The following is a 23,974-nucleotide window of genomic DNA, read 5'->3' on the forward strand; positions in this document are numbered from 1 at the left end:
ACAAATCACGAGTAAAAGCGCTCATAGTCATCATGATTGCCGATCCAAAACCACGTCACTGTGTCACCTTCTAAGACACCAAGGGCGCGATGGCTTCGCGATACTCGTACCGACCAAATTCCTTCCTCGCTATTAATGCACTTAAAATGCAGCGATGGATGAAACGGGTTCTCTTCCCAAAGTCGATACGCCTTTTGTGCTGCCTTCTGAACAGAACCATCCAGTTGTCGATAGTTAGTCCAAAAAGACGGCAACGTTGCAGACTTCATAGCTGCTCATAATTCATTGGCACTGCCCGACCTTCCGCGATTTCTTGCTTGGCGCGTCGGGCGGCAGCAATCAGGTTGCTCTGCGTTCTTTGAAAAGAAGACTCCCATTGCACATCCTCTTTCAAATCGGCAATATAAGCACGTAGATGTTCTGTAACTTGCTCTTGCAACTCATCTGGCAACGACTCGACCATTTTGATAATCGTAGTAATGGCGGCAGAAGACATAATGTTTTTTGGAATGATGTGGATAAAAAGCTTTGTCCCACAGGTTAACATCGGTTGAGATTAACTGGCTTCTATCACTATTATTGTTCCTAGTTGAACATCTACTTGAGCTGCAATTGCTTCAACAATGGAAGCAGTAATACAAAGGAAATACGTCACATTTACTGCTCTTTGCATTCAGTATTTTTAGCGCGAACTCTTAACTTTCACGGGTTCAGCTAATGCAGTGGCGACGGCTTTAAGGCTTTGGGGGTGAGACACCATATCGCGGTGGAGGGGCACCCAGACCTTCACATCTTGACCAACCGGCACTTGTGAGCTGCTGGCGGGCACAATCATGGCATCAAGTGGCGTCCAGATGGAGGTGAAGTTGAGTCGGTCGAGCGTTTTAATGTCTCGATTCAAGTCGTGCAAAAAGGGATGGTTAGGACGCATTTGCATACAGCCCTGTCGTAGAGAACCATAGGCAACCCAGGTGCCGTTGTGAGGCGACGAGAGGGTAAGAAAGCGCTGCACACGATCGAGTCCACCCAAGCGCTGAAGATAATAGCGACCAATAATGCCACCCATGCTAAACCCAAGCAAATCAAAGGGGGTGCCGAGGGCAAAGGTGCGATCGGCATAATCTGCAACCTGCTGGGCTAGAGAAGTCAGACAGGCATCACCATTGTTGGGCGTGAAGTTGAGGTCGTGCGTTTCCCAACCTAAACTGTTGAGGTAGCGAGTCATCGGGCGAAAAATTGTGCCTGTATCCCAGATACCATGAAGGAGAAGAACGGGATGCTTGGGTGTTGAAGGGTTCATTGTGGGTGCTGCATGCTCATGTCTTGAGTCTAGATCGAGGGAGAGGGCAGGCGCGATCGTGATAGGACAGACAGGCAAATGGTCTAAAGCGGTAGACGTAATTAATAAAAGCCAGCAAAAACAATTAATAAATCGCAACACTAGCCCTTATGTACGCCTAAAACCGCGATAATTTGAGTCTGGTAGTGAGGCTTAATAGAAAAACCTTTTACCAACCGTTGCGCGAGTACGTCGGTACGCATTTCAGGAGCAGTTGCAATGAGCAGTTTTGTCAATCTTCTCAAAAATATAGTGTCTGGTCTTTTTTCCTTTCTCAGTGGACTGGTTGGCTCCAAAAAATCTCAGGAGGCGATCGCAGAAGCTGCGCCTAAGCCACGCAAAGCCCGGAACTCTGGCTATTTCCTAGAGCTTGACGATGCAAAAGGTGTTGGTAGTGCTGCCACTCCTGCACAAGCGTCGAAGCAGCAACCTGCTAAAGCAGAACCCATTAAAGCGGAACCTGCTAAAGCAGCGGTGCAGTCAAATCAGGTTAAACCCCCTGTTGTAGCTGAACCCAAACCGGCACCTAAACCTGTAGCGGCAAACGCAGCCTTAAACCTGCCGCAGCCGACAGTGACTACCTTTGCGCCTAAGTATTTGGCTTCTAACGGTAGCTCGAATGGTCGTCGTCGTCCTGGTGCAAATATGTCGTCCTTCTTAGATATGGCGCGGCAAATCAAGACTGCAGATTGAAGCTTTTAGCTTGCAGCCGTAAGTGCGATCGCTGATTCTGAAATAAACCGACAAAAGCGCTGGAGAATTCGCTTAAGACTCTCCAGCGCTTTTGATTTCTATATTTGCTTTGATAGCTAGCAAATTGCTAGTAGCTACCTTTGCTGCTCGATCGTAGCCCCATCATTTGCTAGAAAGAGATGCAGGAGCTTTGTCTTCAACAGAAGCGCTCACAGTTTAACTAAGCCTTTACGCGAAGCTCTCTCTGTGCTTTAGTAAGCACCGCGATCAACAGCCGCGTGTTCATACGACTTCAGCACAACCCACAGCGCATGAATGATGCCAGGAACATAACCCAACACTGTAAGACCGACATTAATTAGAAGAGCGAGACTCAAACCGGATGTCAGAAAGACACCGAGGGGCGGTAGGAGGATAGCTGCAATGATTCGTAGTATTTTCATAAGCTTCAGTAACCTGCTATTTAAAAACAGCCTTGATTACTTGATTGTCGCGGCAAGCAACGCTTATCAACCTCCCTCTCAAGAGCTAAAAGCAGGGGTTAACTGTAGCGACGCATCTTTTGGGGTGGGCACTTTACGGCAACGGGTGTAAATCTGGCTCAACCCAGTTCGTGCGGGCTTCCCAAGATAGGAGACGATCGCGGCTGTAATAGTGGAACGGCAGTGTTGGGTCATTACAGCGCTCAAGAAATTGATTGATCGCATCCAGCGCTAAACGAGAGATTCGACGATCGGCTAGATACCATTGCCCAACCCAAAGCCAAAACAGCGTAATCGTTTCGTGATAGCCACTGTTTTTGGTTTGCTGAATGCCTTGTGCAGCGTTGTACTGCTGAATGCCGTCACGCATTCGATCGATTGCCTCAGACGGAGCATAGTGAGCCAGGTACCACAAAGCAAGGGTGAGATGGGCTGTATGCGTCCACTGTGATCGCGGCAAGGTGTGTTGCTCAAACGCTTGCACTAAGGCTTTGATTTGGTTACACGTCTGGTATGTCATAGATACAGATTGAATCGACCAGCAAAGGGAGAAGCGTTGAAGGAAGCGATCGCTTCTTTCAACGCTCTGTTTTAGCGTCCATCGCCAATTGCCATGGACGAAGCGTGCAGTTGTGTTAGTTGCCAGAGCTTGTAGATAAAGAACTCCGCACGATCGGAGCAAGCTGTGAGAAACATCCCTTCGTGCGCGTCATGATGTTCCGCAATCCAGCTTCCTTGTAGGCTGATTTCTACAAACGCATGATCAACAGTTGTCACCGTGATGGTTTGGCTACGATCGAGCTTCAGCGTTAGTTCTAGATGCGACAGGCTAGGCGCATCCGCAGGCAGCAAAAAAGCAGCTTGGCTGGGTTCGATGTAGAGTTTTTGTCCGGCACGCACTGCCAACAGCACTCGTTGTGCAATCAGCACATCTAAAGAAGCGGTCATCCGCTCCAGGTGTAACCCGTCCTCGATATAGGTCAGCTTTAACATCCTGCTTGCCTCCTAAAAAACAACCCCCGCCTCTGGTTATCCAAAAGCGGGGGTCAATAGCGTCAGTCTGTACTGGTTGCCTTATGTTGGTGCAGGATTATGCCTACACCGCCCGCTTTGTATTGATCGATCCAAAAGAAGCCCAGAAAGAAACCACTTCGCAATGGTGATTATCGTGTCTGTAATCGCTGGAGCCTTGCCCATTGGCAGCACAGACTCGCCCTTAAACTTAAGCCGCACGACGATCGCTGCCGAACCGCTGTTGGGTCGCTGCTGCATCGCGCTATATAAGTTCAATAAGGGTGTGCTGATCATGGAATGGCTCTGACAAAAACTTACTTTGTACATACTACACGTGTAGTATTGCGATGTCTACTCTCTGGGACAAAAATTTTGAGACAAAATTAGCCGAAGCTAGCTACACCATGAGACTTTGCCATTCCGGAGATAACGGCATGAAATTTGAGGTAATAGCAGTCAGCGGTCAGACGGCAGACATTCAAGTGGGCTGTTAATTCAAATTGCAACCGATGCTGTAGGGGCAAACGGTGGTTCGCTCTGCCCAAATTCACACCTCTAAGCAACATCTAAAAAAGCTGATAGCTGATAGCCGACAGCTGATAGCTAATTGCCATCCCTCAAGCTTTGCTCAAATAACAGTGGCAATCAGGCTTTTCAAGAAGAGAAGCGGCGATCGCGTTTAAGGCTACGGTTGCTAGCAGTCCACCGCTGATCGTGCCTTCCAGTGTGATAAAGGGCACACCACCTTGCATACCGACTTGCATCAACTGTCGCTTGGCAGCAGGCGCGTGGCTAAAGCCGATCGGCATACCGATGACGAGAGCGGGACGGAGCTGTTGGGTGGCAATCGCCTCACATACTGCAAACAGCACTGACGGCGCGTACCCAACCACCATGATGCAGCCATCCGGCAGGTCGCATAGTCGCGCCTTCCACTCTGAATGCTGCCAAAATGCTTGTTCTGCCTCGGCGGCACTGGTGACATGGCAGTCATCTACCAAGGTTTCGGTAGTACAACCGAGATGGGCGAGACGAGTGTGATCGAGCGCTGCGTGAACAATAGGAACGTCTGCCACAATGCGGCAGGCTGCTTTGAGAGCATTCCGGCTAGCAGCGATCGCCCCTTTGCCTACTTTCACAAACGGCACTAGGCTCACATCCCCGCACGCCAGCACCAGCTTTGAAAGTAAATCAACTTCAATCTCGGAGCGATCGGATAGATCGGGTAACAGCCGCTCCAGCGATTCTTGAAACGCTTCGGGATGGGCATGAACAGCCGCATCTAACCCACCCCAGAGTTGTTCTAGCCCGCCTAGCCGCGTCTGGGTTTCGACTTCTAGAAGCTTGAGTTGAGCGATCGCCTCTGCCTGTACGTGCTGGCACTGCTGATCACGCCCCAACAAGCCTTCGAGCGCCGATGCTGTTTGCCGTAGGTGGGCAATCTGCTGAATGATCGATCGATACTGCTGTTGAAGCTGCACCATCAAGGCTCCAGCCGTGTCAGTTTCTGGCTCACTTTCTAGCAACTTGTGGATGTGAGAGAGCTGAAAGCCTTGCTGCTTGAGCGCCACAATGCGTTGAAGCCGCTGCACATCCCGTTGGCTATACAGGCGATAGTTACCGGACGATCGGGCTGGCTGTGGCAGCAACCCCAACTGATGGTAATGCCGCACCATGCGAGGCGAGATACCACACCCAACGGCATCCGTTAGTTCTTTAATCGTTAACGATCGGTCAACCATCGCGTCATCCTCTGTCCTCTGCCTTCCACCCTCTACCTTCTGCCTTTTGCCCCTGCCTTTTTTCTTGACATTAACATCAATGTCAAGGTTTAGCGTGTAGGAGTCTTCCCGTTTGATTGCCATGCTGTACCCCTCGCGCTTAACCCAACTCGCTAAAAACCACGCTGATGTGGTTGCTGCTGCCCTCTGCGGTGTACTGCTGCTGTTTGGCTGGTTCACCTTGCAGATTGGATGGGTGGGGCTGGCGCTCTTGCTGCTGCCTGCTGCGTATGTTGTTGGTGGCTACGAGAGTGCTCGTGAAGGGCTAACCACTCTCTTCCAAGAAAAGGAACTGGATGTGGATTTGCTGATGATTGTGGCAGCGCTGGGGGCAGCAGGTTTGGGCTTGTGGCAACGCGAATACTCGTTCATTGTGGATGGAGCAACGCTGATCCTCATTTTTGCCATTAGTGGCGCGCTGGAAGGGTATGCGATGCGGCGCACTGAGCGGAGTATTCGCAGTTTGATGAGCCTCACGGCTGATACGGCGAGAGAGCTGCGGGACGGACAGGAAGCGTTGATGCCCGTCAATACATTGCAGGTAGGCGATCGCGTGCTCGTCCGACCTGGAGAGTTGATTCCCACCGATGGCGTGATCCAGGAAGGGTATAGCACGCTCAATGAGGCAGCCATTACAGGCGAATCGATGCCTGTTGAGAAGGCGATCGGGGATACAGTCTTTGCTGGCACCCTTAACGGACATGGCGCACTCAAGCTCACAGTGCATCAACCACCCGAAAGCAGCTTGATTCAGCGCGTCATTCGTCTGGTCGAACAAGCCCAAACTGAAACGCCGCCTTCACAGCAGTTCATCGAGCGGTTTGAACGCGGCTATGCCAAGGTGATTGTGCTCGCAGGCATTCTCTTAGTGCTGCTGCCACCCTTTCTGCTGGGCTGGAGTTGGGAAACGACCATTTATCGAGCGCTGATTTTTTTGGTGGTGGCGTCGCCCTGTGCACTGGTGGCGGCAACAATGCCAACGCTGCTGTCGGGCATTGCGAATGGAGCTAGACAGGGCATTCTGTTCAAAAATGGCGCACAGTTAGAACTAATCGGGCAGGTACGGGCGATCGCCTTCGACAAAACGGGCACGCTCACCCTCGGACAGCCCGAAGTCTATAAGGTAATTGCTGCCGATAGCTATGCTGAACCGGACGTGCTAGAGGTGGCTGCTGCACTGGAATCCAGTTCGGAGCATCCGCTCGGAGACGCGATCGTGCAAGCGGCACAAGGCTTGCAATGGACTGCTGCAACGGATGTGCAGGCATTTCCTGGTAAAGGTATTGTTGGCACCTATCACCAGCAAACGGTAACGGTTGGCAACGCAAATTTTGTTAGCCAGACGACCCAGCTTTCTCAAACGCTCATCGAAACAGCGCAGGTTCTAGAGCAGGATGGCAAAACGGTCGTTTGGGTCGCTCAAGGGCAGCAGGTGATGGGTTTAATTGCGGTTGCCGATCGCATGCGTCCTCAGGTTGCTGAAACGATCGCCCGCTTACGAGCGCTGGGCATCGAACAAATCGTGATGCTGACAGGCGACAACGAGCGCACCGCGCAAAGTATGGCGCAGTCACTGGGACTGGATCAGGTCTACGCTAACCTGCTGCCAGAAGACAAGCTACACGTCATTAAACGCTTACAGCAGCAGTATCAACACGTTGCCATGATTGGCGATGGCATTAACGATGCACCTGCTTTGGCTCAAGCATCCGTCGGCATCGCGATGGGTATTGCCGGGAGTGATGTAGCGCTCGAAACTGCTGACATTGTGCTGATGAGCGATCGCCTGGAAAAGCTGGAGCAAGCCATTACTTTGAGCCGACGATCGCAGCGGGTAGTGAAGCAAAATATTGTGTTTGCGCTCGGCTTCATCCTACTGCTGTTGCTTGCCAATTTCGGTGGCAACATCACCCTACCGCTAGGCGTAATCGGACACGAAGGCTCAACCGTTCTCGTTACCCTCAGCGGTCTGCGGTTGCTTAAGGGTTGAAGGCAGAAGGCAGAGGGCAAAAGGCTGAAAGCTGAAGGCTAAAAGTTTTAAGTTGTGAATCACTCTGTTTCCCTATCCCTTTGCTTCCCCAGCCCCCTTGCTTCCTAGATCTCGCCTTTGGCTTCCATCACGCAATCATCATAAGTGACTCAAAATCTTGCAACCGAGTCGCCTCCAGCGCGTAGCTTTGACCGTAAATGCGTGGCAGTTTTCCCGTTGTTGCTAGCACTTGTCTAACTTCGCCATTGGTGATGGATGCTAGCGTGCGATTACTGGTCAGCGCGATCGCAGCCGCAATGCCAAGACCATGACCCACAGCCGTATTGAACTCCACAATTCTGCCTGCAGAACAGGCATAGCCATCAAAGCCGGATGCTGGGCTAACGACTGCCAGGTTGGGTACCGCCCGAAGCAGCGCATGGCGAATGCCAATGTTAAACAGTGGCGGATGATGAAACGAAATGCTGCTCATACCTTTTGCCGTTGCTTTGTTGCCCAAGCCTGTAATGCCACCCCGCACATCCAGGTAATAGCCAAACGTGCCGATCGCACTGGCAGAAGGTACACCTCCAAACAGCATCTGAGCGCCACTCAGAGGCTCTACAGCGCCTTGAATATTACCCGCGTGGCGAATGTAAAGCTCTGATGCAGGCTTTACTACCGTTGCACCAAAACTTTTTAGCCATTTAGTCACAAAGCTCATTTCCTCCAGCATGGCAGGCGTAGGCTTGGCGGCTCCCCGTGCCAGTGCCTCTGACTGGGCACCGCTGACATAAAACATGAGCGCATTCCACGAAAGACGACCACCAGGCAAAATGGCAATGTTTGCGTGATCCAGCAGCACGCCACTTTCAGGCAAAAACATTTTTTTGCCGCGAAAAGCGTGATAGGTCACAGAGAGGGCTTGACTGCGGACATCTGCGTGGTCTTGCCCCACGTACATGGTCCGGAGCCTACCCTGTTCATCAGCAAGGCTTCTACGGATTTGATTAATCAGAGCCGGGTCAGCACCAGCGGCGATCGCAATGTAGCGTTGTGCCTCCGTATCGTAAGGATTGGTGAAGCGTTTGAGATAGTTTAGCTCCACCTCTTTTAGCCGTTGAAGGCTCAAGCCCTGGCTTTCAAATGCCAGCGTCACGGGTAACTCTGAATCGGGCAACCCAAAGGTGCCAAAGCCCTGAAACTTCGGCACGCCTGCCGCTTGGGCCAGTTCCGCATTAACGCTAGAGTCGATAAACTGCTTGCCCAAAAAGATATTGCCGTTAGCAAGGTGAATACCCGTCAACGTTGCACCATCCTTCAGCACAGACTGAATTTGCACGCGACTGATGATATCAGCGCCAACCTCGCTCAACATGGCACGCAGCGCAGCATCCGCTTTACGTGGATCAAGCCCGATCTGTGTCACGCCCGATCGCTGCAAAAACTCCTGATAGATGGCAGCTGGCTCACCAAAGGTTGGCAACTGATACGCCTGACGGATATCAGCCGGAATGGTAGAGCGATCGAGATATGCCAAGCCTCCCCGTACCAAATGCCCGCCAACGCCCTCCTGGGAATTACCCTTGAACATCAGCAGCGTTCGCAGTGCTTTACCCGTGCGGCGACGATACTCCCTGGCAGCACTGACCAGCGCTAGCACACCAGGCACTTCATCACCAAAGCCAATCACATCGTAGGAGCGGGGCGGTTGTGTAGCAGCAGTCATAGTTGCACGGCAAGAAGAAATGACACGTTAGGAAACACAGAATAACCGATGTCTTTCGGAAAGCACCAAATTCTCTTTATTTTCTTCCGCTGCTTTGTAGCAGCGATCGTTACCCATTCGTCTAGCCAAAGTAAGGTTCTCACGCTGGTTGCTGGACTCTACGAAGCAGAAGAATACAGGGGGGAAGCGATCGTCCAATCCCAATTGGAAGCGCTAATGCTAACGGCTAAACAGGTGTTGCGATCGCAAAGATACGCTCGTTAAAAAAGCGACTCAACGTAATGAATCAAGCAACTGTAGGTCTTTCTCCTTCCGCACCGTGTCAACTCACTTATGCCAAGACATACTTACTAATCACTTTGTTGAACGCAATCACATCAAAGTTGCCTCGTATTTCAAAACGAATCTTGCCAATAGAGCTGATATAGATCTCTATTTCACAATCTCGCTCAAGTGTGCCTGAACTTTCCACCGAGAATGTTTGTATTTTGCTGTAGGGGATCGATGTGTAATCAACCTTTTTGCCAGTTAACCCTTGTACATTTGCAGCAATAATTCGCTTGCTGGTAAAGACAAGTTGATCACGCACAGTCTTGAATACTGCCAGCACTGTTTCGTCTTCAAGAAGGAAGTTGCTGATCGGTTTAAGCATTTGATCGACCGCGATCGGTTCGAGCTTGAACAAGACGCTTTCCTGAAAATCGATCACAGCAATCTCCCATCACAGATGAACTACGTAGAGCTTATATATTTTAGTCGATCGTCCTTGGCAGCTTTTAACTAAAGCCTAAAGGTGTAGAATTTTACGCCCAAATCGAACCTACAAGCTCGGCGATTAAGAATTAGCGATCGCTACGCTAACTATATGTGAACGATTCCATCGTACGAAGGTATAGGGCAGGCATTTTCACCCTACTTGCTTACTGGCGCTTGATTGATGATCTTAACGTTGCTCATCACCCGCCGCAGATAACCTTTGAATGTCAACAGATAACTTCTAGGCGGTCGGCGTGCATGGTCGTTGTTAGACTGCGGTCACTGGCTTCAAGCATGAGCATGGTGCGTTCCCAGAAATCTACCAATGGATTAGCAAGAGTTACATTAAGGAACGCACCCTACAAGTTACGATCGCACTTATGTTTATTGAGTGGGTAGAAAGCTCATGCGATCGTACACTGGCTGAGTGGGAGCAACCCACACTTTGCCAGTTCCTTGAAATGTTTGCAGCACCCCTTCCCCGCTGGTAATGGCTCCTAAAAACGAATTAGAAGCTCGCTCGACACTGAATCGTACGCCTTCAGTACGCAGCAAGGCAAATGAACCGTCTACCTGAAGCGTTTCGTTATTGAGCGACAGGGAAAGAATTTCAGATTGAGGAACGGGAATGCGAAAGACGACAATGCCTGCACCGCTGACTTTGGTTTGATAGCGACCTTCTCCGCCTGCCACTCGTGCCGAGAAGCTCTCGACTTTGTGTGCCTCGACTTTTATTGCATCTTCGCAGCAGCAAAACAAACCTTGATCGGCGTACAGCGTTTGGTTGTTAAGCTGCATCAGCCAGTAGTGCCCAAAGGTTGGCTCCAGATAAATTTCGCCTGTGCCTCGGTAAAGCGGCTTGAAGATGGTTTCTCCTGTACGGGCAGCGGCGATCGCGCCTTTCATGAAGCTACCAACGCCACTGCCTGCGCCCGTCGAACTTTCCATGCTGATCCGACCTTTGAGGAATTGCAGCGCTCCAGGCTCAGTGCGAACGGCATCGTTGTCGAGGCGGATACGCAACTGTCGAAGATGTACCCCCGCCCGATTGAGCGTGTAAAGCCGCTCAGCAATGGCAAAGTTTTCGCTGCCTGCCAGTGGCTTGTATTCTAAAAGCTCGATAGTCGTGCCACCGCGCGAAACAGTTTGCGTGACCTGGAAAGGAAGATTCGATTCAGGATTGCTCATTGGGTACTTTAGCAATTCGGCAGGTTTGTTGCTCACATATTCAGAATAGGGTTGTTATTTTTGTTTGTCAGTTATTTTGGTTGTGGCTACACTTCATAATCAAAGGTGCGTCATGACGCACCGTACAAAGTTGCAATCGCACTATAAAGATCGACGATCGCACTTACCACACAGGCTATTTTTCAATAGCCAAATCTTGAATGCTCCTCAAGAATTCTGCAACGGCTACCAAAACCCGAAACGCAAACAGGCTAACGACCCCAATCACCCGCCGTAGACAAACCTTGGTGCTCAAAAGATAACCTCTTGGCAGCCGGTGTGCATTGGGTTTGTTAGCCATTGGTTGATATAGCTGACCATGTATTTAAGCAACAGATGTTGCAATTTGCAGTTACATCCGTTACTCTTCTTTCGGGATGGAGCTACTGCTTTGAGTTGGTTAGTTTTTACCTATTCTTTACCATCCAAATCGTCTTCCAGTCCACGGGTCACTTTGTGGCGACGGTTACGGCGAATTGGAGCGATCGCCCTAAGTGGCGTACAGGTTTTGCCTGAGCAAGAGGATTGTCTGGAATCGTTTCAATGGTTGGCTCAAGAGGTGCAACAGGCAAAGGGAGAAGCACTGATCATGCGGGTAGAGTGGTTTGAAGGCGTGAGCGATCAAGATATCATCAATCGATTTCGTCAGGCTCGTCAGGAGGACTATGCAGGACTAGAGACGAAGCTGGTGGAGTTAGAGAGTGCCTTGACAGACATGGATGAAACTGGCGATGGCCCGGAAGGGGGAACTGCTTCGCAACGCACTTCAATTCGCGATGCCCTAGAAAAGCTCTACAAGCACCATGCCGAAATTCGCCAAATCGATTTCTTTGACTGTCCTGAACAGGAGAGGATCATGGCGCGCCTCAAGCAGCTGACTCAATCACTCCTCCCACAACGTCCTGCTGTAAACATTATCCCCCAAGCGATCGAACAGTATCGTCATGTCCAGTGGGTGACAAGACCTCAACCTCATGTCGATCGTCTGGCTTGTATCTGGCTGATTCGACGCTTTATTCATCCTGAAGCTGTGATTCGCTATGCCAAAACTGCCAAAGATCGCGAAATTTCCTTTGATATGAATCAAGGTGAGTTTCGCCATCAGGGCAACTTGTGTACGTTCGAGGTCATGGTGAAATCCTTTGGTTTGGAGGATTCAGGCTTGCAAACGATCGCAGAAATTGTCCATGAAATTGACCTGCGGGATGGGCTGTACTTGCACCCTCAAATTGCAGGTGTTGATGCTTTATTACGCGGTTGGTTGCTGGCTGGTTTTAGCAACGCGGCCTTGGAAGCTCATGGAATTGCGCTATTTGAGGGGCTATATGCCGACTGTTTGCAGAAAGCTTCTAAAGCAGACACTCAATCAGATCTTCAAACTCGCTCTACTCAAAAACCATGACCGCTCCTAACCCTTTAACCACTCATCAACCAGCCTATTCTCTCAAACAACTGACTCAGTATTTCCTGAAACTAGGCACGCTAGGCTTTGGTGGACCGATCGCACTGGTTGGCTATATGCATCGGGACCTGGTAGAAGAGCGACAGTGGGTATCTGAAGCGGAATATCAAGAAGGCTTAACCCTGGCTCAAGTCGCTCCCGGTCCCTTGGCGGCACAGTTGTCGTTTTACCTGGGCTACGTTCACTATGGCCTTTTAGGTTCTGCACTGGTCGGCATTGCCTTTGTCCTGCCATCATTTTTGATGGTCGTGGCGCTGGGATGGGCGTATACCCTTTATGGTGGTTTGAGTTGGATGCAGGCAGTATTCTATGGTGTGGGAGCGGCGGTGATTGGCATCATTGCCATTAGTGCGTATAAGTTGACGCGCAAAACTGTGGGTAGGGACTGGTTGCTGTGGGGCATTTTTCTGGTCAATGCCGTTGCAACGATTGTGACAGAGTCAGAACGAGTGGAGCTCATTTTAGCTTCAGGATTCCTCGTTTGGCTGATTAAATTCCCGCCTCAAAATTGGTTCAAGCAAAATCGGCTGAACAGTTTCATTGGAGTGTCGCTCGTACCGTTTCTGGCAACAGTGCCGCCTGCTCCACCTGAGCTGCTTGGGCAGATTGCCCTATTTTTTGCAAAAGCAGGCGCCTTTGTGTTTGGCAGTGGTTTAGCTATCGTCCCTTTTTTATATGGCGGAGTGGTAAAAGACTTCAATTGGCTCAATACTCAACAGTTTCTTGATGCTGTCGCCGTTGCCATGATTACACCGGGACCCGTCGTGATTACAACAGGATTTATTGGCTTTCTAGTGGCAGGTTTTCCCGGAGCTTGTGTGGCTGCGATCGCCATGTTCATTCCCTGCTACCTGCTCACTATCATCCCGGCTCCTTATTTCAAGAAGCACGGCAAAAACCCTGGGATTTCTACATTCGTCAATGGCGTAACCGTTGCTGCAACTGGGGCGATCGCGGGAGCCGTTGTTATTTTGGGACGGCAATCCCTGCAGGACATTCCAACGCTCTTGATTGGGCTTGTTACGCTAATCGCGTTGTGGAAGCTCGGCAAAAAGCTACCAGAGCCTCTAATCATTATAGTTGCCGCGATCGCTGGGCTAGTTTTGTACCCACTCATACATCCGTAGACATGATGAAAAGGATGACTGCCACTTTTTAGATAGATGGCTAACGGTTCTGTTAAGCGGATGTGAATAACCTTTGCATCTACACCAGTGCCTTTGGCAGTCTGCTTCAACAGAATTGTTAGACACTCAGCTCAATATCTTAAAATATTTCCTCTGTTAAGTGAAACGTTCGCAAGTATATATACGTATCCTGAAGCCATGCTTATCAGCAACTCACTCTTTATGCCTTGCAAAGATTGGGTAGTATCTAACAGGTTCGTGGAGGGTGTCTAACGGCACAGTTCAACGACTGCAAGTAACCTTTGCCACGCCACCAACACTTATAAATAGCCCGTTGCAGCGATGTGCTAGCTTGCGCTCTTTAGCGATCGCCCGTTGAAGCAGCATCTGTCACAACACAGATATAGTTTTCTGCAATAACTATAATATTTTCTACATCCATAAATTTAGCGAATGGGTTCTGCCTTCGCTCTTTAACCAACCATGTCTCACGATTCTTCATCGGCGCGATCGCCCCTGGTTAAAACCATTCTGGTTCTCTGCCTCAGCCTACTGAGCCTGTTTGTAATGCTTCTAACCGCTGGCATGATGGCTATTTGCAGTTTCTTTATTACCAATCCTGACCTCTATCCCGGTGACATCAGCGAGCGTGCGGCAATCTATCTTGGTTTCATGGCTGTCGGAGGCTGTTTATTGGAGTGGGTCTTTGTTTGGCTGTTGGTTCGCTATCGCTGGATGGCTCGTTCAACTGGGAAGTGGTTAGTGTACTGTAGCTGGGCAATCGCCGCTTTGAATGGTGTGCTGTTGCTCATTCCTTTAGTCGCCTGGAAGAGTACGCTCTAGCCGATGCAAAGTGGATATTTATGGCACTGGAGCGATCTCTGAGACGCTAACGCTGTGGGACTTGAGACTTGGGCGATCGCCTCGATGAGCGCAACCTCTTGCTGTGGGGGCGATCGCCCCTCACTGATACCGTTGAAGTACCGGGGTCTTCAGCTTCCCAACCCCTCGATAACCCTATTGCGAAAGCTGGCTAACGACCAAGCTCACCGGACGTAGACAACCTTTGCAACTCAACCACTTAACTTGACACGTTCCGGTGCAGCGACTGGTTAGACTCACGGCGTATTCTACTGCTGTGAATAAATTGACTTATACCCTCAACTAGCTCAGGCACAACTGGCAGCGTTGGATCAGAATAGGAAGCATTTTGCTGTTCAGGGTCTAATGCAACAGCTTTTAAGACGTGATTCATCCCCTCAATGATTCTAAGCTCCGCATCCGGCTTAGCCCTCTTCAGGTCTTGCGCCTCCCTTACAGACACTTGGATATCCGTTGTTCCTTGAACAATGAGAACAGGGACAGTGAGACGCCTCATCGCTTGGGCAGGGGTATAGCGAAACCAGGAAATGAGGTAGGGTTGGATGCTCGATCGGTAGAGCGCGTTGAGTTCTGGTGGAACAGAGGTCACTCTCTTCCCTTGCTCTAGAGCAGCAAGAATCTGCTCATTCTGTTGCCATAATGCATCTGGCAATCTCGGTCGCAGTTGATCTTGTAAAACTTGTGATGCAGTTTGGGCAATGCCGGCAATTGATACAAAAGCATCTGCTCCGGTTTTTTGGGTTGCCAGCATTCCAATCAGAGAGCCTTCGCTGTGACCAATGACGGTGATGCTTGAGAAACGAGCATCTGCCTGCAATTGCTGAATCCAAAGTGCAGCATCTTCAACATAGGTATCGAAACGCAAATCTGCTTCTTCAGGTCCTGCGGCTGCGCTTTCTCCAATCCCGCGCTTGTCATAGCGGATTGAGGCAATGCCATGAGCCGCTAAGCCTTCAGCGAGGAGTTTGAGGCTATTATTCTGCCCAGCTAGAGGATTGTTTCCATTGCGATCGGTCGGACCTGAACCCGCAATGATCAGCACCGCTGGCTCTAGCATATTAGACGCTGGAGTAATCTGTGTGCCATGGAGCGTGCCTGTTAACGTTGTAATGTGAACCTCGACAGGTATTGAGGCTTGTGTCGTGTAACCCATAGATAGCAGTGATAAAGGTAGAGCGATTAGACAGGCAACCAGACTGACAGAACGGCGAGAATTGGAAGACATGGCATGGGGTGATCGATGTCGAATCCGTCAGATATTCTAATTTGATGAGACAAGAGAGTCTAACAACTTATTAGACTGAAACTTTCCGTATAACACTCCAAAACAGGTGAATGGACAGATAGTTTCCGTATAACACCCTAAATCAGATAGGCAGAATCTTTCCGCACATGTTTAGGTTTGGTGCAGTGATTGAGACACGACTTAAATCGTGTTTCTCAAAAAAGTAGGGACGTTACATGTAACGTCCCTACAGAAGGAATGCTTGTTAAAGCTAGAGAGAGGCAAAGGCTTGTTCTACCGCGCTTAACGCCTGGTTGATCTCAGCCTCAGTCACAATCAGCGGTGGCACAAAACGAACCACCTTTGGACCCGCAGGTACTAGCAGCAGCCCGTTAGCCATTGTTACTTTGACGATCTCTGGTGCGGTTAGTGGAGAATCGGCTTTGATTTCAAGACCGTCAATGAGTCCCCAACCGCGCACTTCAGCGATGTAAGCGGGGAACTTCTGCGCGATCGCCCTCAGTCCCTCTCTCAATTGCTCACCGCGATCGTGTACATTTGCCAGCAGGTTTTCCCGCTCGATCGTTTGGCAAACGGCTAGTGCCACACCGCAAGCGAAAGGATTGCCGCCAAAGGTGCTGGCGTGATCGCCGGGTTGAAAGACATTGCAGAAGGATTTGCAGAGCATGGCACCGATCGGAATGCCGCCGCCCAAGCCTTTTGCCGAAGTAAAGATGTCCGGCTCAATGTCCAGATTTTCGTAGCCCCAGAGTTTACCAGAGCGACCCATGCCAACTTGCACTTCATCCAGAATCAGCAGGATGCCGCGATCGTCACAGAGTTCTCGGACACGCTGAAAGTAAGCACGATCGCCGGGTCGTACGCCACCTTCACCTTGCAAGGCTTCGAGCAGAATGGCAGCCACTCGCGGTTCACCACTGTCCAACTCATCCAGTGCTGTTTCTAGAGCCACAATGTCGTTATAGGTGACGTAATGAAAACCGGGCACCAGCGGGCTAAAGCCTTTCTGATATTTTGGTTGTCCGGTCGCGGTTACAGTTGCCAGTGTGCGTCCGTGAAAGCTTGCCTGTGCCGTGATGATGACTGGATCAGCAATGTGTCGAACTTCATGAGCGTACTTCCGTGCCAGCTTAATCGCACCTTCGTTCGCTTCGGCTCCAGAGTTGCAGAAGAACGCGCGATCGGCACAGGAATGCTCAACCAACCACTTTGCCAATGCGCCTTGCTGGGGCACGTAATACAGGTTAGAAACGTGGTGCAGCGTTTGAATTTGCTCTGTCACCGCTTGCACCATCGCTGGATGTGCATGACCAAGTGTGCAGGTAGCAATGCCAGCGACAAAATCCAGATACTCGCGTCCGTCCGTATCCCACACGCGACAGCCTGTGCCTCGCTCAAGCGCGACCGCATAGCGTGCATAGGTCGTCATCACATACTCGTCAAAGTCCGCTGCGTCGAAGGGACTGTTGGCATGAAGCGGTGGTGCGATCGTGGGTAGGGTTTGGACTAGCGCTTCTGGGCTCACCGAAATAGCTCCTCAAACTGACACGACAAAGAGAGAGTACATTCTAGACTTTGGACTGTTGGAGGTTAAACTCTAGACTGCGCACAGGTTTTCATAACACAACATTTCGTTTAGTCTAACCTCAGGTATTTAGCGCTCAAGTTTCATGCACTGAACCTGACTATAGCTTATCCATTTGCCGGTCCCATAGGCTGGCTCACAGGTTACGTTCTCATGACATTCTTCCTTGCAGCTATCAGCGGCGAACAATCAAACGCCTCTCAGTTGGTCACGGTGCTGATTATTCTGCTTTTAGTGGCAACTGCTGTAGCGCTGGTTTCGCGTCGGCTTCGCATTCCTTACGTGACAGGGCTAGTTGTCGCCGGTCTGTTAATGGCAGAGTTACTGCCGCGCCGAATTGGACTCGATTCAGCGCTAATTCTTAATCTTTTCTTACCCATTCTGCTCTTTGAAGCCGCCATCAATACGGACATCAGCCGCCTCCGCAGCACACTAAAACCAGTCGCTTTGCTGTCGGGTCCAGGGGTCATCATTGCCTCTGGTGTAACTTCAGTGATTCTCAAGTTTGGCTTGGGCTTGCCCTGGGTGTCGGCGCTACTGGTAGGCGTAATTTTGGCAATTACCGACACCGTTTCTGTCATTGCTGTTTTTAAGGAGGTGACAGTACCATCGCGACTGATCACCATTGTGGAAGGTGAAAGCCTGTTTAACGATGGGATTGCACTGGTGCTGTTTAGCCTGATTTTGAAGGTAAATACAACGGGATCACTCACCGTCGCAGACAGCATTCGAGAACTGCTGGTGGTGATTCTAGGTGGTGGTTTGGTCGGTCTGGCGCTGGGCTATCTGGGGGTAGGGCTTTACACCCGATCGGACGATTCACTCAGCAATATCTTGTTAACTGTAGCGATCGCCCTTGGCTCGTTTCAACTCAGCCAGTTCTTTGGAATGTCAGGCGTAGTGGCAGTGGTAGTGGCAGGTCTGGTAGTGGGCAATCTGGAGCGATCGCAGACGGTTTCTGCCTCCAGCCGCATTACTGTTCTGAGCTTCTGGGAATATGCAGGCTTTGGGGTTAATACCTTCATCTTTCTGTTGATTGGCATTGAGATCAATCTAGAAACCCTGCTAAGAACGTTGCCTGCGGTGCTGTTGGCAGTATTTGCGTATCAAGCTGGACGCTTTCTGTCGGTGTATCCACTGCTGGCGATCGTCAAACGGGTCGATCGCAACCTACCGTTGCGCTGGCAGCACGTACTTTTTTTTGGCAATATCAAAGGCTCTTTGTCGATGGCACTGGCACTTAGCCTGCCGCCCACGTTACCGAACCGGGAAGCGTTAATTGCCTTAGTCTTTGGTTCGGTTTTGCTGTCGTTGGTTGGGCAAGGCGTGAGTCTCCCCTGGCTAGTGCGCCGCCTTAACCTTGACCACACCTCCGAATCGCAGCAGTGGATCGAGGCGCTTCAGTCTCAGCTCATTACTGCCAAAGCCGCGCAAGATGAACTGGAGACGCTACTGAAAACGGGCGTATTGCCCAAATCTGTTTACGAAGAAATGCGTGCCAGTTACCAGGTACGGCTCGTTGCTGCCGAACGGTCTTTGCGTGATTTTTACAACCGCCGACCGGATAAGCTGACTGCTGCCAGCGGTAGAATGACTCGCCTGGATGCTATTCGCCGTCGTCTGCTATTAGCAGAGAAAGATGCCCTTAACGATTCACTCCGTAAGCGAATTTTGTCAGACGATGTCGTCCGATCGCGCATCCAAACGCTCGATCAACAACTGCTGGATCTGGATGATGATTAGCAGTCAGCTATCAGCTTTTAACCATCAGCCGGAGTTTTGGGAAGAAACTACGGCTTTAAAGGTCTTCATGCTGACTGCTGACCGCTGACTGCTAACCACTCACTTCAGCAGCAAGTAATAGAGTTGCCCCGTCGCGTTGATGAGTCCAGCCCGATCGCCTGCTAGTTTACCCGTGCCCATAAATAGATCGACTCGTCCCGCACCTTTGATCGCGCCGCCTGTATCTTGATCCAGCACATAGCGCCTGACTACACGATTTTCTAATTGCCCTGCTGCATTGACGTAGGGGATCTGGGTCTGGATGAGGGCGATCGCGCCGGGTGGAAACTTGGTTTTGTCCGTGGCGATCGATCGTTCTGCCGTCACAGGTACGCCAATACTGCCTGTGGCAGCAGCACCGCCTGTTGGTCGAAAAAAGACAAAGCGGTTGTTACGGGGCAGATACACATCGCGATCGGCAGGATTGTCTGCCAGGTATTGCAACAGCCGGGGCAACGTCAGATCTTCGAGCTTGAATTTGCCTGCCTTCACCAGTTCGCGCCCGATTCCCGTATAGGGATAGTCGGTTGTGCCAGCGTGCCCCACCGTCATGACGCTGCCATCGGTCAGTTGCAGTCGTGCCGAGCCTTGCACCTGAATCAAAAAGGCTTCTAGGCGATCGCGCAACCACACAAGTTCCAGCCCCTTCAGTCGGCTGTGGCGCTGCAAACCATCGGCTCCCTCTAGCTGGAGGCGAGTCGGATGCGGCTTTGACCAGCTTGCTAGATTTGGCGGCACCCGAAACAATGGGTAGCGAAACTCTACAGTCGGCAGGCGACTAGCGGTATAGACAGGCTCAAAATAGCCTGTAAAAGCTACAGTGCCCTGACCATCATTGCCCGCCGCTTGATAAACCACAAATTCTCGTTCGATTGCCGCCTGTAACGCTGCTGCCGATGGTTGAGTCAGCAACAACTGCCGAAAGCGTTTGAGGCTTTGATAGACCCGCTCGCGGGAAATACCAGAGACACGAGACTGGCGATAGCCTGCGATCGCCCGTTCTGTTTGCAGATAGCGCAAGCTGTGGTCAACTGCCGTTAGCAGCGTTCGACGATCGTCCCGTGTGCTGAAGTCACCCAGAAGTTGTGATTTCTTTGGGAATGGCGCACTCGGTAGTAGCGGTTTCGCGGTGTTAGTCGGCTTAGGCAGGACAGGCGACGGGCGATCGGGCGGCGCTTCTGACGGCGCTGGTGCTGGTTGCGATAGTGCTAACGGCAGTCCGCCCAGCAGCAAACATCCTGCACAGGCGATCGTCCACTGACTAGCCGTTAGCATTGCCCTCGTCATGCCGTTGCTCAAAACCGCTCGACGCTAGAGCTAAAGACTGGCTCCACCCGCACGCCCAGAACACGTGAGGGACGCAGCACCATGTACTCTCCCTGCACATTCTTAATCGGCACTGTGATGAAGTCGTTGGAGCTCGCTTTGGGCACTAGTTCGCCGCTGTACCATTTCTGAAATTCTTGAATCGTGGCAAACCGCACTTCTTCGCGATGCCCACCATCAATTAAGAGGTGAACCGCATATTCAGTAGGCGTGCGGGCATATTTACTCCGTCGATCGCCCGGAGCAGCTCCCTGGTTAGGCACACCTGAAGCACCTGCTACAGCATCGCCTGGTCGTGGTTGATTGATGTTACCTGTCATAGTCCGTTCCCTTAAATGCGTGAGAACCTTCCCAATTATCGGTGTAGTTGGGTTGATTGCATGAGTTGATTACATTAAACATTGCCCAGAATCAGCAATCAGCTATCAGCGGTCAGCTATTAGTGTTCAAAGGTCAGCATCTTAGAAGTGGGGACTAGGGGTGAAGAAGTGGAAGAGTGAAGGAGTAGAAGAGTGAAGAAGAGAAAGGGGGAGCCAGCAGCTTTTGCCTTTTGCCTTTTGCCTTCTGCCCTCTGCCGCATCACGGCAACAAATTAAACCGCTGAAGCTGTGTCTGCACTAGAGTGGGCAAGCTTTTATGGAGTTGGGCTTTGTCTTTAAAGACAAGGCGATGTTGACTGGGGAGATCGAACGGGAACTGTCCAGGCAGGTCGGAGCGCTCCATCTGAGTGAGGATAATTTGCTCGGCGCGTTTACATTGCAAGGCATAGCCCACTTCTACGCAGACTTTGGGGCTGGGGATGATCTGGGGCGGCGTGCTGTCAATAGAGGCGATCGACGTACCATCGGCAATAAACAGCAAGCTTTGGCGAATTGATCGCATGAGCTTGCTGCTTAAGCGCGTGGGTCCATCCGTCAGACGATGAGACTCGACCAGGGTTAAGGGCAGGCGCGATCGTGGGTTGAGCTTTTCCAGAAGGGACTGCAACGCTTCGCGCAGCAAATCGCTGGACTCTGCATATTCGGTCTGATAGCAGAGAAAAATTGTTGGCTCCAGATGCGTCAGGGCATCTTGCTTAGAGAAGTAGATCTCGTGGCTTTGGAGGTCAATATTGGCGATCGCATAGCCACCGCTGCCCTCAATGTAAAACTCGACAGCTTCGCCTTCCAGATAACGCTGAAACCAAACAGCTTGCTTAACATCCGCACTGTCTTCTAAAAAGTCAGCCCGTAATCCCGACTTTAGCAAGCTATTTTTGCTTAGACGCAGATCATGGGGACGCTTTTCTAATTCTTTGATCGGCTCATATTCCTGGAGATACCAGGCTTTCAGGGCAATAATAGCCATTCTGCGCTCTGCCTCATGGGGTTTAAAACAGCGTCACTAAAGCCGCTACGTTCTGACTGACCGCCCTTTGTTGGCACATTGTAGCCAGAGATGAACGGCTTGCATACCCTTTTTAAGCTAGCTACGCCCTTTACGTGTTGGCGAAACAATCAATCTAGAGACAGGCCTCTGTTTTGTAAATTGTTGTTACGCTGACTCGATAAAACTTTGACGTTATGAAGTAGTCTAAGCACTGCATTGATGCCGCTTTAGTACAGTTGAATCCTTAACGCTCAACGGAGCTAGTAATGAATTTATTTGGTTGTAAGCGGCACTTTGTGCGATCGATGCCGTTACCGCTCGCGATCCTGAGCGCTTTCTGCTTAGCTGCTTGCCAGCCGCGAGTGAGCGATCGTGCTAATCAGCCACAGTCAGATGCTGCGTCTGCGGCTCAACCGCTTACAGTCGGAGACTCTACAGGCGAGCTGACCTACGAAGGGCAACAGCGAACGTATCGCCTCTATACACCAAAAGCGTACCGACCCGATCACCCTCTGCCGCTCGTGTTGGCGTTCCACGGCTATGGGTCACAGGGCAAAGATTTGGCGAACGGTTCTGGCTTGAACGAAGTGGCAGAACAGAAGGGTTTTGTCGTGGTTTACCCCGATGGCATCAAGCGCCGCTGGAACCCACTCAACAAGATGCTGACCGGCGTTGATGATGTTGGTTTTGTTCCTGCTTTGATCACACATATCAAGCGCAATCGTGCGATCAACTCGCGCCGAGTTTATGCCACTGGTGTGTCGAATGGTGGCTTTCTGGTACAGCGTCTTGCCTGCGAAACGTCGTCTCCGATCGCTGCTTTTGCGTCGGTAGTTGCTACCCTTCCTAGCCAGCTAAAAGGCTCATGCGACCCCCAAACGCCTGTGCCCATGCTGATGATTAATGGTACTGATGATCAGAAGGTGCCCTGGCAAGGCGGCAACCTGGGGTATGGCTCGATTCTGTCTGTACCAGGCACGATCGACTTCTGGCAGCGTTACAACAACTGCCCAGCTTCCGCAGCCGTCAAGCGCTTCGTCGGGAATCGGGTTGAGATTGCCCGCTATCCCAACTGTCAGGGTGGCTCAGAAGTCGCGCTAGTGACACTAAAAGGGGTTGGGCACGTCTGGCCCAGAGGTGGTTCTGGGTCAGCAGCTTTGCTCAATGGCAGTGAAGAAATTTGGAACTTTTTCCAGAGGCATCAGTTGAAGCAAGGCTAAAGGGAGCGCTTTCGGTGATCAGTCAGCCGTTACGAGCCACCATTGCCAACGCACCTCTTTAGCTTTCAGCTTTCAGACCCCTCCCTACTCCCCTACTCCCCTACTTCTTCACCCCTTCACTTCTTCACTCCCTCCCCCCTCTCGTAAAAAACCTGAGCGTGCTTGTCGCGTCTGTTCTAGCAATACTGTTAGCGATCGCCAGTCAGCGTGCTCAATATGGGTAATGACCTCGTTAAGCTGATTCCGGTAGGCATGGAGCGATCGGGTTAAGGCGGCTTGATTATATTGCGCCATCATGACACCGAGTTCGGGGTTACCACCGCCCACACGGCTAGTATCTCGAAAGCCAGAACTGGCAAGCATTTGTGCCAATCCCAAAACGGCTGGATCGGTTTCTTCACGGCAAGCGGCAATGAGGCTAGCGCTAGTCATAACAGGCAGGTGAGAAATCCAGGCAACAGCGCGATCGTGGTCATCTGGAGTGCAATGATACAGTCGTGTTTGCAACGGACGCACCAAGTCTTCAACACGCTGTACTGCTGCTGTTGGAGTTGCTTCAGTAGGAGTTAGCACATAGGCTGCGTTAACAAACAAATCTGGCTGCGCTGCTTCAATACCGCTATCGGCAGTACCCGCCATTGGGTGTCCTCCTACAAAGTTAGACCAGAGCGGCGTGATCGTCTTCACGACCCAGCCCTTTACCGACCCAACATCCGTCAGCACCGTCTCAGGTGCCAGATGAGGCTTGAGCGCGACAACCGTTGCTTGCATTGCTGCCAACGGCGTGCACAGAAAGACAACATCAACCGTTGCCATCAGCGCAAGGCTAAGGCTGGCATCATCTACGGCTCCACGGGCGATCGCACGCTGACACGTTTGCGCCTGACGACTCACACCAAAAACCGTATGACCGTGCGATCGCAACGCTAAACCCAACGAACCGCCAATCAATCCCAACCCAACGATGCCAATCTTCATACTGCTAT

The 23,974-nt window shown here is 51.1% G+C and carries 27 protein-coding genes; 11 read left to right on the forward strand and 16 right to left on the reverse strand.

The features are described 5' to 3' along the window. Positions 1-5: 5 nt before the first annotated feature. From H6F86_RS12860 to H6F86_RS12870, 3 genes are all read right to left on the reverse strand, one after another. The gene (locus tag H6F86_RS12860; RefSeq protein ID WP_190448997.1) at positions 6-269 is read right to left on the reverse strand and encodes a hypothetical protein; all 264 of its coding nucleotides are present in this window, start codon (positions 267-269) and stop codon (positions 6-8) included. Next, positions 266-496 carry a hypothetical protein gene (locus H6F86_RS12865; protein ID WP_190448998.1) on the reverse strand — a complete coding sequence of 77 codons (231 nt, stop codon included), beginning with the start codon at positions 494-496 and terminating at the stop codon, positions 266-268. The genes H6F86_RS12860 and H6F86_RS12865 overlap by 4 nt, the downstream gene beginning before the upstream one ends. Positions 497-682: 186 nt before the next feature. Then, entirely contained in the window at positions 683-1,300 is a 618-nt protein-coding gene (locus tag H6F86_RS12870; RefSeq protein WP_190448999.1) for an alpha/beta fold hydrolase, read from the reverse strand. Positions 1,301-1,558: 258 nt separating this feature from the next. On the opposite strand from H6F86_RS12870, the gene H6F86_RS12875 reads away from it, so the two are divergent. After that, positions 1,559-2,032 (forward strand): hypothetical protein, encoded by a 474-nt coding sequence (locus H6F86_RS12875; RefSeq protein WP_190449000.1) that lies wholly within the window; start codon positions 1,559-1,561, stop codon positions 2,030-2,032. 251 nt (positions 2,033-2,283) lie between these two features. Here H6F86_RS12875 and H6F86_RS12880 read toward each other — a convergent pair whose 3' ends face one another. The 3 genes from H6F86_RS12880 to H6F86_RS12890 all read right to left on the reverse strand — a co-directional run bounded on the left by H6F86_RS12880 (position 2,284) and on the right by H6F86_RS12890 (position 3,507). Then, the gene (locus H6F86_RS12880) at positions 2,284-2,475 is read right to left on the reverse strand and encodes a YqaE/Pmp3 family membrane protein (protein ID WP_190449001.1); all 192 of its coding nucleotides are present in this window, start codon (positions 2,473-2,475) and stop codon (positions 2,284-2,286) included. 133 nt (positions 2,476-2,608) lie between these two features. Further along, positions 2,609-3,034, reverse strand: a complete 426-nt coding sequence (locus tag H6F86_RS12885) for a hypothetical protein (RefSeq protein ID WP_190449002.1) — start codon at positions 3,032-3,034, stop codon at positions 2,609-2,611. A gap of 71 nt (positions 3,035-3,105) precedes the next feature. Continuing rightward, positions 3,106-3,507, reverse strand: a complete 402-nt coding sequence (locus tag H6F86_RS12890) for an alr0857 family protein (RefSeq protein ID WP_190449003.1) — start codon at positions 3,505-3,507, stop codon at positions 3,106-3,108. 163 nt (positions 3,508-3,670) lie between these two features. On the opposite strand from H6F86_RS12890, the gene H6F86_RS12895 reads away from it, so the two are divergent. Together H6F86_RS12895 and H6F86_RS12900 are read left to right on the forward strand one after the other, a co-directional pair. Further along, on the forward strand, positions 3,671-3,835 hold the full coding sequence (locus H6F86_RS12895) for a hypothetical protein (RefSeq protein ID WP_190449004.1): 165 nt from the start codon (positions 3,671-3,673) through the stop codon (positions 3,833-3,835). A 40-nt stretch (positions 3,836-3,875) separates the two neighbouring features. After that, complete coding sequence (locus H6F86_RS12900) at positions 3,876-4,022, forward strand: hypothetical protein (RefSeq protein WP_190449005.1); 147 nt, start codon at positions 3,876-3,878, stop codon at positions 4,020-4,022. Between the two features lie 123 nt (positions 4,023-4,145). Here the strand turns inward: H6F86_RS12900 and H6F86_RS12905 are convergent, their stop codons facing one another. Next, positions 4,146-5,393, reverse strand: a complete 1,248-nt coding sequence (locus tag H6F86_RS12905) for a precorrin-8X methylmutase (protein ID WP_347240267.1) — start codon at positions 5,391-5,393, stop codon at positions 4,146-4,148. Here H6F86_RS12905 and H6F86_RS12910 point away from each other — a divergent pair. Further along, positions 5,392-7,299, forward strand: a complete 1,908-nt coding sequence (locus H6F86_RS12910; RefSeq protein ID WP_190449006.1) for a heavy metal translocating P-type ATPase — start codon at positions 5,392-5,394, stop codon at positions 7,297-7,299. The genes H6F86_RS12905 and H6F86_RS12910 overlap by 2 nt on opposite strands. A gap of 127 nt (positions 7,300-7,426) precedes the next feature. On the opposite strand, the gene H6F86_RS12915 is transcribed toward H6F86_RS12910, so the two are convergent. Continuing rightward, positions 7,427-9,007: an FAD-dependent oxidoreductase gene (locus tag H6F86_RS12915; RefSeq protein WP_190449007.1), complete on the reverse strand. Its 1,581-nt coding sequence runs from the start codon at positions 9,005-9,007 to the stop codon at positions 7,427-7,429. A 48-nt stretch (positions 9,008-9,055) separates the two neighbouring features. On the opposite strand from H6F86_RS12915, the gene H6F86_RS12920 reads away from it, so the two are divergent. Further along, positions 9,056-9,271 (forward strand): hypothetical protein, encoded by a 216-nt coding sequence (locus H6F86_RS12920; protein WP_190449008.1) that lies wholly within the window; start codon positions 9,056-9,058, stop codon positions 9,269-9,271. A gap of 67 nt (positions 9,272-9,338) precedes the next feature. Here the strand turns inward: H6F86_RS12920 and H6F86_RS12925 are convergent, their stop codons facing one another. Both H6F86_RS12925 and H6F86_RS12930 read right to left on the reverse strand, forming a co-directional pair. Beyond that, positions 9,339-9,716, reverse strand: a complete 378-nt coding sequence (locus tag H6F86_RS12925; RefSeq protein ID WP_190449009.1) for a PH domain-containing protein — start codon at positions 9,714-9,716, stop codon at positions 9,339-9,341. Positions 9,717-10,147: 431 nt separating this feature from the next. Beyond that, positions 10,148-10,987, reverse strand: coding sequence for an AIM24 family protein (locus H6F86_RS12930; protein ID WP_190449010.1), 840 nt, complete (start codon positions 10,985-10,987; stop codon positions 10,148-10,150). A 394-nt stretch (positions 10,988-11,381) separates the two neighbouring features. Between H6F86_RS12930 and H6F86_RS12935 the strand changes: the two genes are divergently transcribed. The 4 genes from H6F86_RS12935 to H6F86_RS32810 all read left to right on the forward strand — a co-directional run bounded on the left by H6F86_RS12935 (position 11,382) and on the right by H6F86_RS32810 (position 14,616). Then, on the forward strand, positions 11,382-12,392 hold the full coding sequence (locus tag H6F86_RS12935; RefSeq protein WP_199305253.1) for a chromate resistance protein ChrB domain-containing protein: 1,011 nt from the start codon (positions 11,382-11,384) through the stop codon (positions 12,390-12,392). Beyond that, a complete protein-coding gene (locus H6F86_RS12940; protein ID WP_190449012.1) occupies positions 12,389-13,579 on the forward strand; it encodes a chromate transporter in 1,191 nt (396 codons plus the stop codon). Before H6F86_RS12935 ends, H6F86_RS12940 begins: the two co-directional genes overlap by 4 nt. Positions 13,580-14,062: 483 nt before the next feature. After that, positions 14,063-14,422, forward strand: a complete 360-nt coding sequence (locus H6F86_RS12945) for a hypothetical protein (protein WP_190449013.1) — start codon at positions 14,063-14,065, stop codon at positions 14,420-14,422. Between the two features lie 68 nt (positions 14,423-14,490). Then, positions 14,491-14,616 carry a hypothetical protein gene (locus H6F86_RS32810; protein WP_277881263.1) on the forward strand — a complete coding sequence of 42 codons (126 nt, stop codon included), beginning with the start codon at positions 14,491-14,493 and terminating at the stop codon, positions 14,614-14,616. Positions 14,617-14,660: 44 nt separating this feature from the next. Here the strand turns inward: H6F86_RS32810 and H6F86_RS12950 are convergent, their stop codons facing one another. Both H6F86_RS12950 and H6F86_RS12955 read right to left on the reverse strand, forming a co-directional pair. Next, positions 14,661-15,686: an alpha/beta fold hydrolase gene (locus tag H6F86_RS12950; RefSeq protein ID WP_199305254.1), complete on the reverse strand. Its 1,026-nt coding sequence runs from the start codon at positions 15,684-15,686 to the stop codon at positions 14,661-14,663. Positions 15,687-15,957: 271 nt separating this feature from the next. After that, positions 15,958-17,196: an aspartate aminotransferase family protein gene (locus H6F86_RS12955; RefSeq protein ID WP_347240286.1), complete on the reverse strand. Its 1,239-nt coding sequence runs from the start codon at positions 17,194-17,196 to the stop codon at positions 15,958-15,960. 249 nt (positions 17,197-17,445) lie between these two features. Here H6F86_RS12955 and H6F86_RS12960 point away from each other — a divergent pair, with 249 nt between their 5' ends. Continuing rightward, a complete protein-coding gene (locus H6F86_RS12960) occupies positions 17,446-19,035 on the forward strand; it encodes a sodium:proton antiporter (protein ID WP_190449014.1) in 1,590 nt (529 codons plus the stop codon). 99 nt (positions 19,036-19,134) lie between these two features. Here H6F86_RS12960 and H6F86_RS12965 read toward each other — a convergent pair whose 3' ends face one another. From H6F86_RS12965 to H6F86_RS12975, 3 genes are all read right to left on the reverse strand, one after another. Next, positions 19,135-20,361, reverse strand: a complete 1,227-nt coding sequence (locus H6F86_RS12965) for an MltA domain-containing protein (protein ID WP_242033501.1) — start codon at positions 20,359-20,361, stop codon at positions 19,135-19,137. An 8-nt stretch (positions 20,362-20,369) separates the two neighbouring features. Next, the gene (locus tag H6F86_RS12970) at positions 20,370-20,582 is read right to left on the reverse strand and encodes a hypothetical protein (RefSeq protein ID WP_347240288.1); all 213 of its coding nucleotides are present in this window, start codon (positions 20,580-20,582) and stop codon (positions 20,370-20,372) included. 397 nt (positions 20,583-20,979) lie between these two features. Beyond that, positions 20,980-21,747, reverse strand: a complete 768-nt coding sequence (locus tag H6F86_RS12975) for a hypothetical protein (protein WP_190449015.1) — start codon at positions 21,745-21,747, stop codon at positions 20,980-20,982. Between the two features lie 287 nt (positions 21,748-22,034). Here H6F86_RS12975 and H6F86_RS12980 point away from each other — a divergent pair, with 287 nt between their 5' ends. Next, positions 22,035-22,988, forward strand: coding sequence for a PHB depolymerase family esterase (locus H6F86_RS12980; protein WP_190449016.1), 954 nt, complete (start codon positions 22,035-22,037; stop codon positions 22,986-22,988). Positions 22,989-23,096: 108 nt separating this feature from the next. Here the strand turns inward: H6F86_RS12980 and H6F86_RS12985 are convergent, their stop codons facing one another. Continuing rightward, positions 23,097-23,966 (reverse strand): prephenate/arogenate dehydrogenase, encoded by an 870-nt coding sequence (locus H6F86_RS12985; RefSeq protein ID WP_190449017.1) that lies wholly within the window; start codon positions 23,964-23,966, stop codon positions 23,097-23,099. Positions 23,967-23,974 lie beyond the last annotated feature (8 nt).

Origin of the sequence: Phormidium sp. FACHB-592 (assembly GCF_014695795.1) — a bacterium.
In the GTDB taxonomy this organism is placed as follows: Bacteria; Cyanobacteriota; Cyanobacteriia; order Leptolyngbyales; family Leptolyngbyaceae; genus Stenomitos.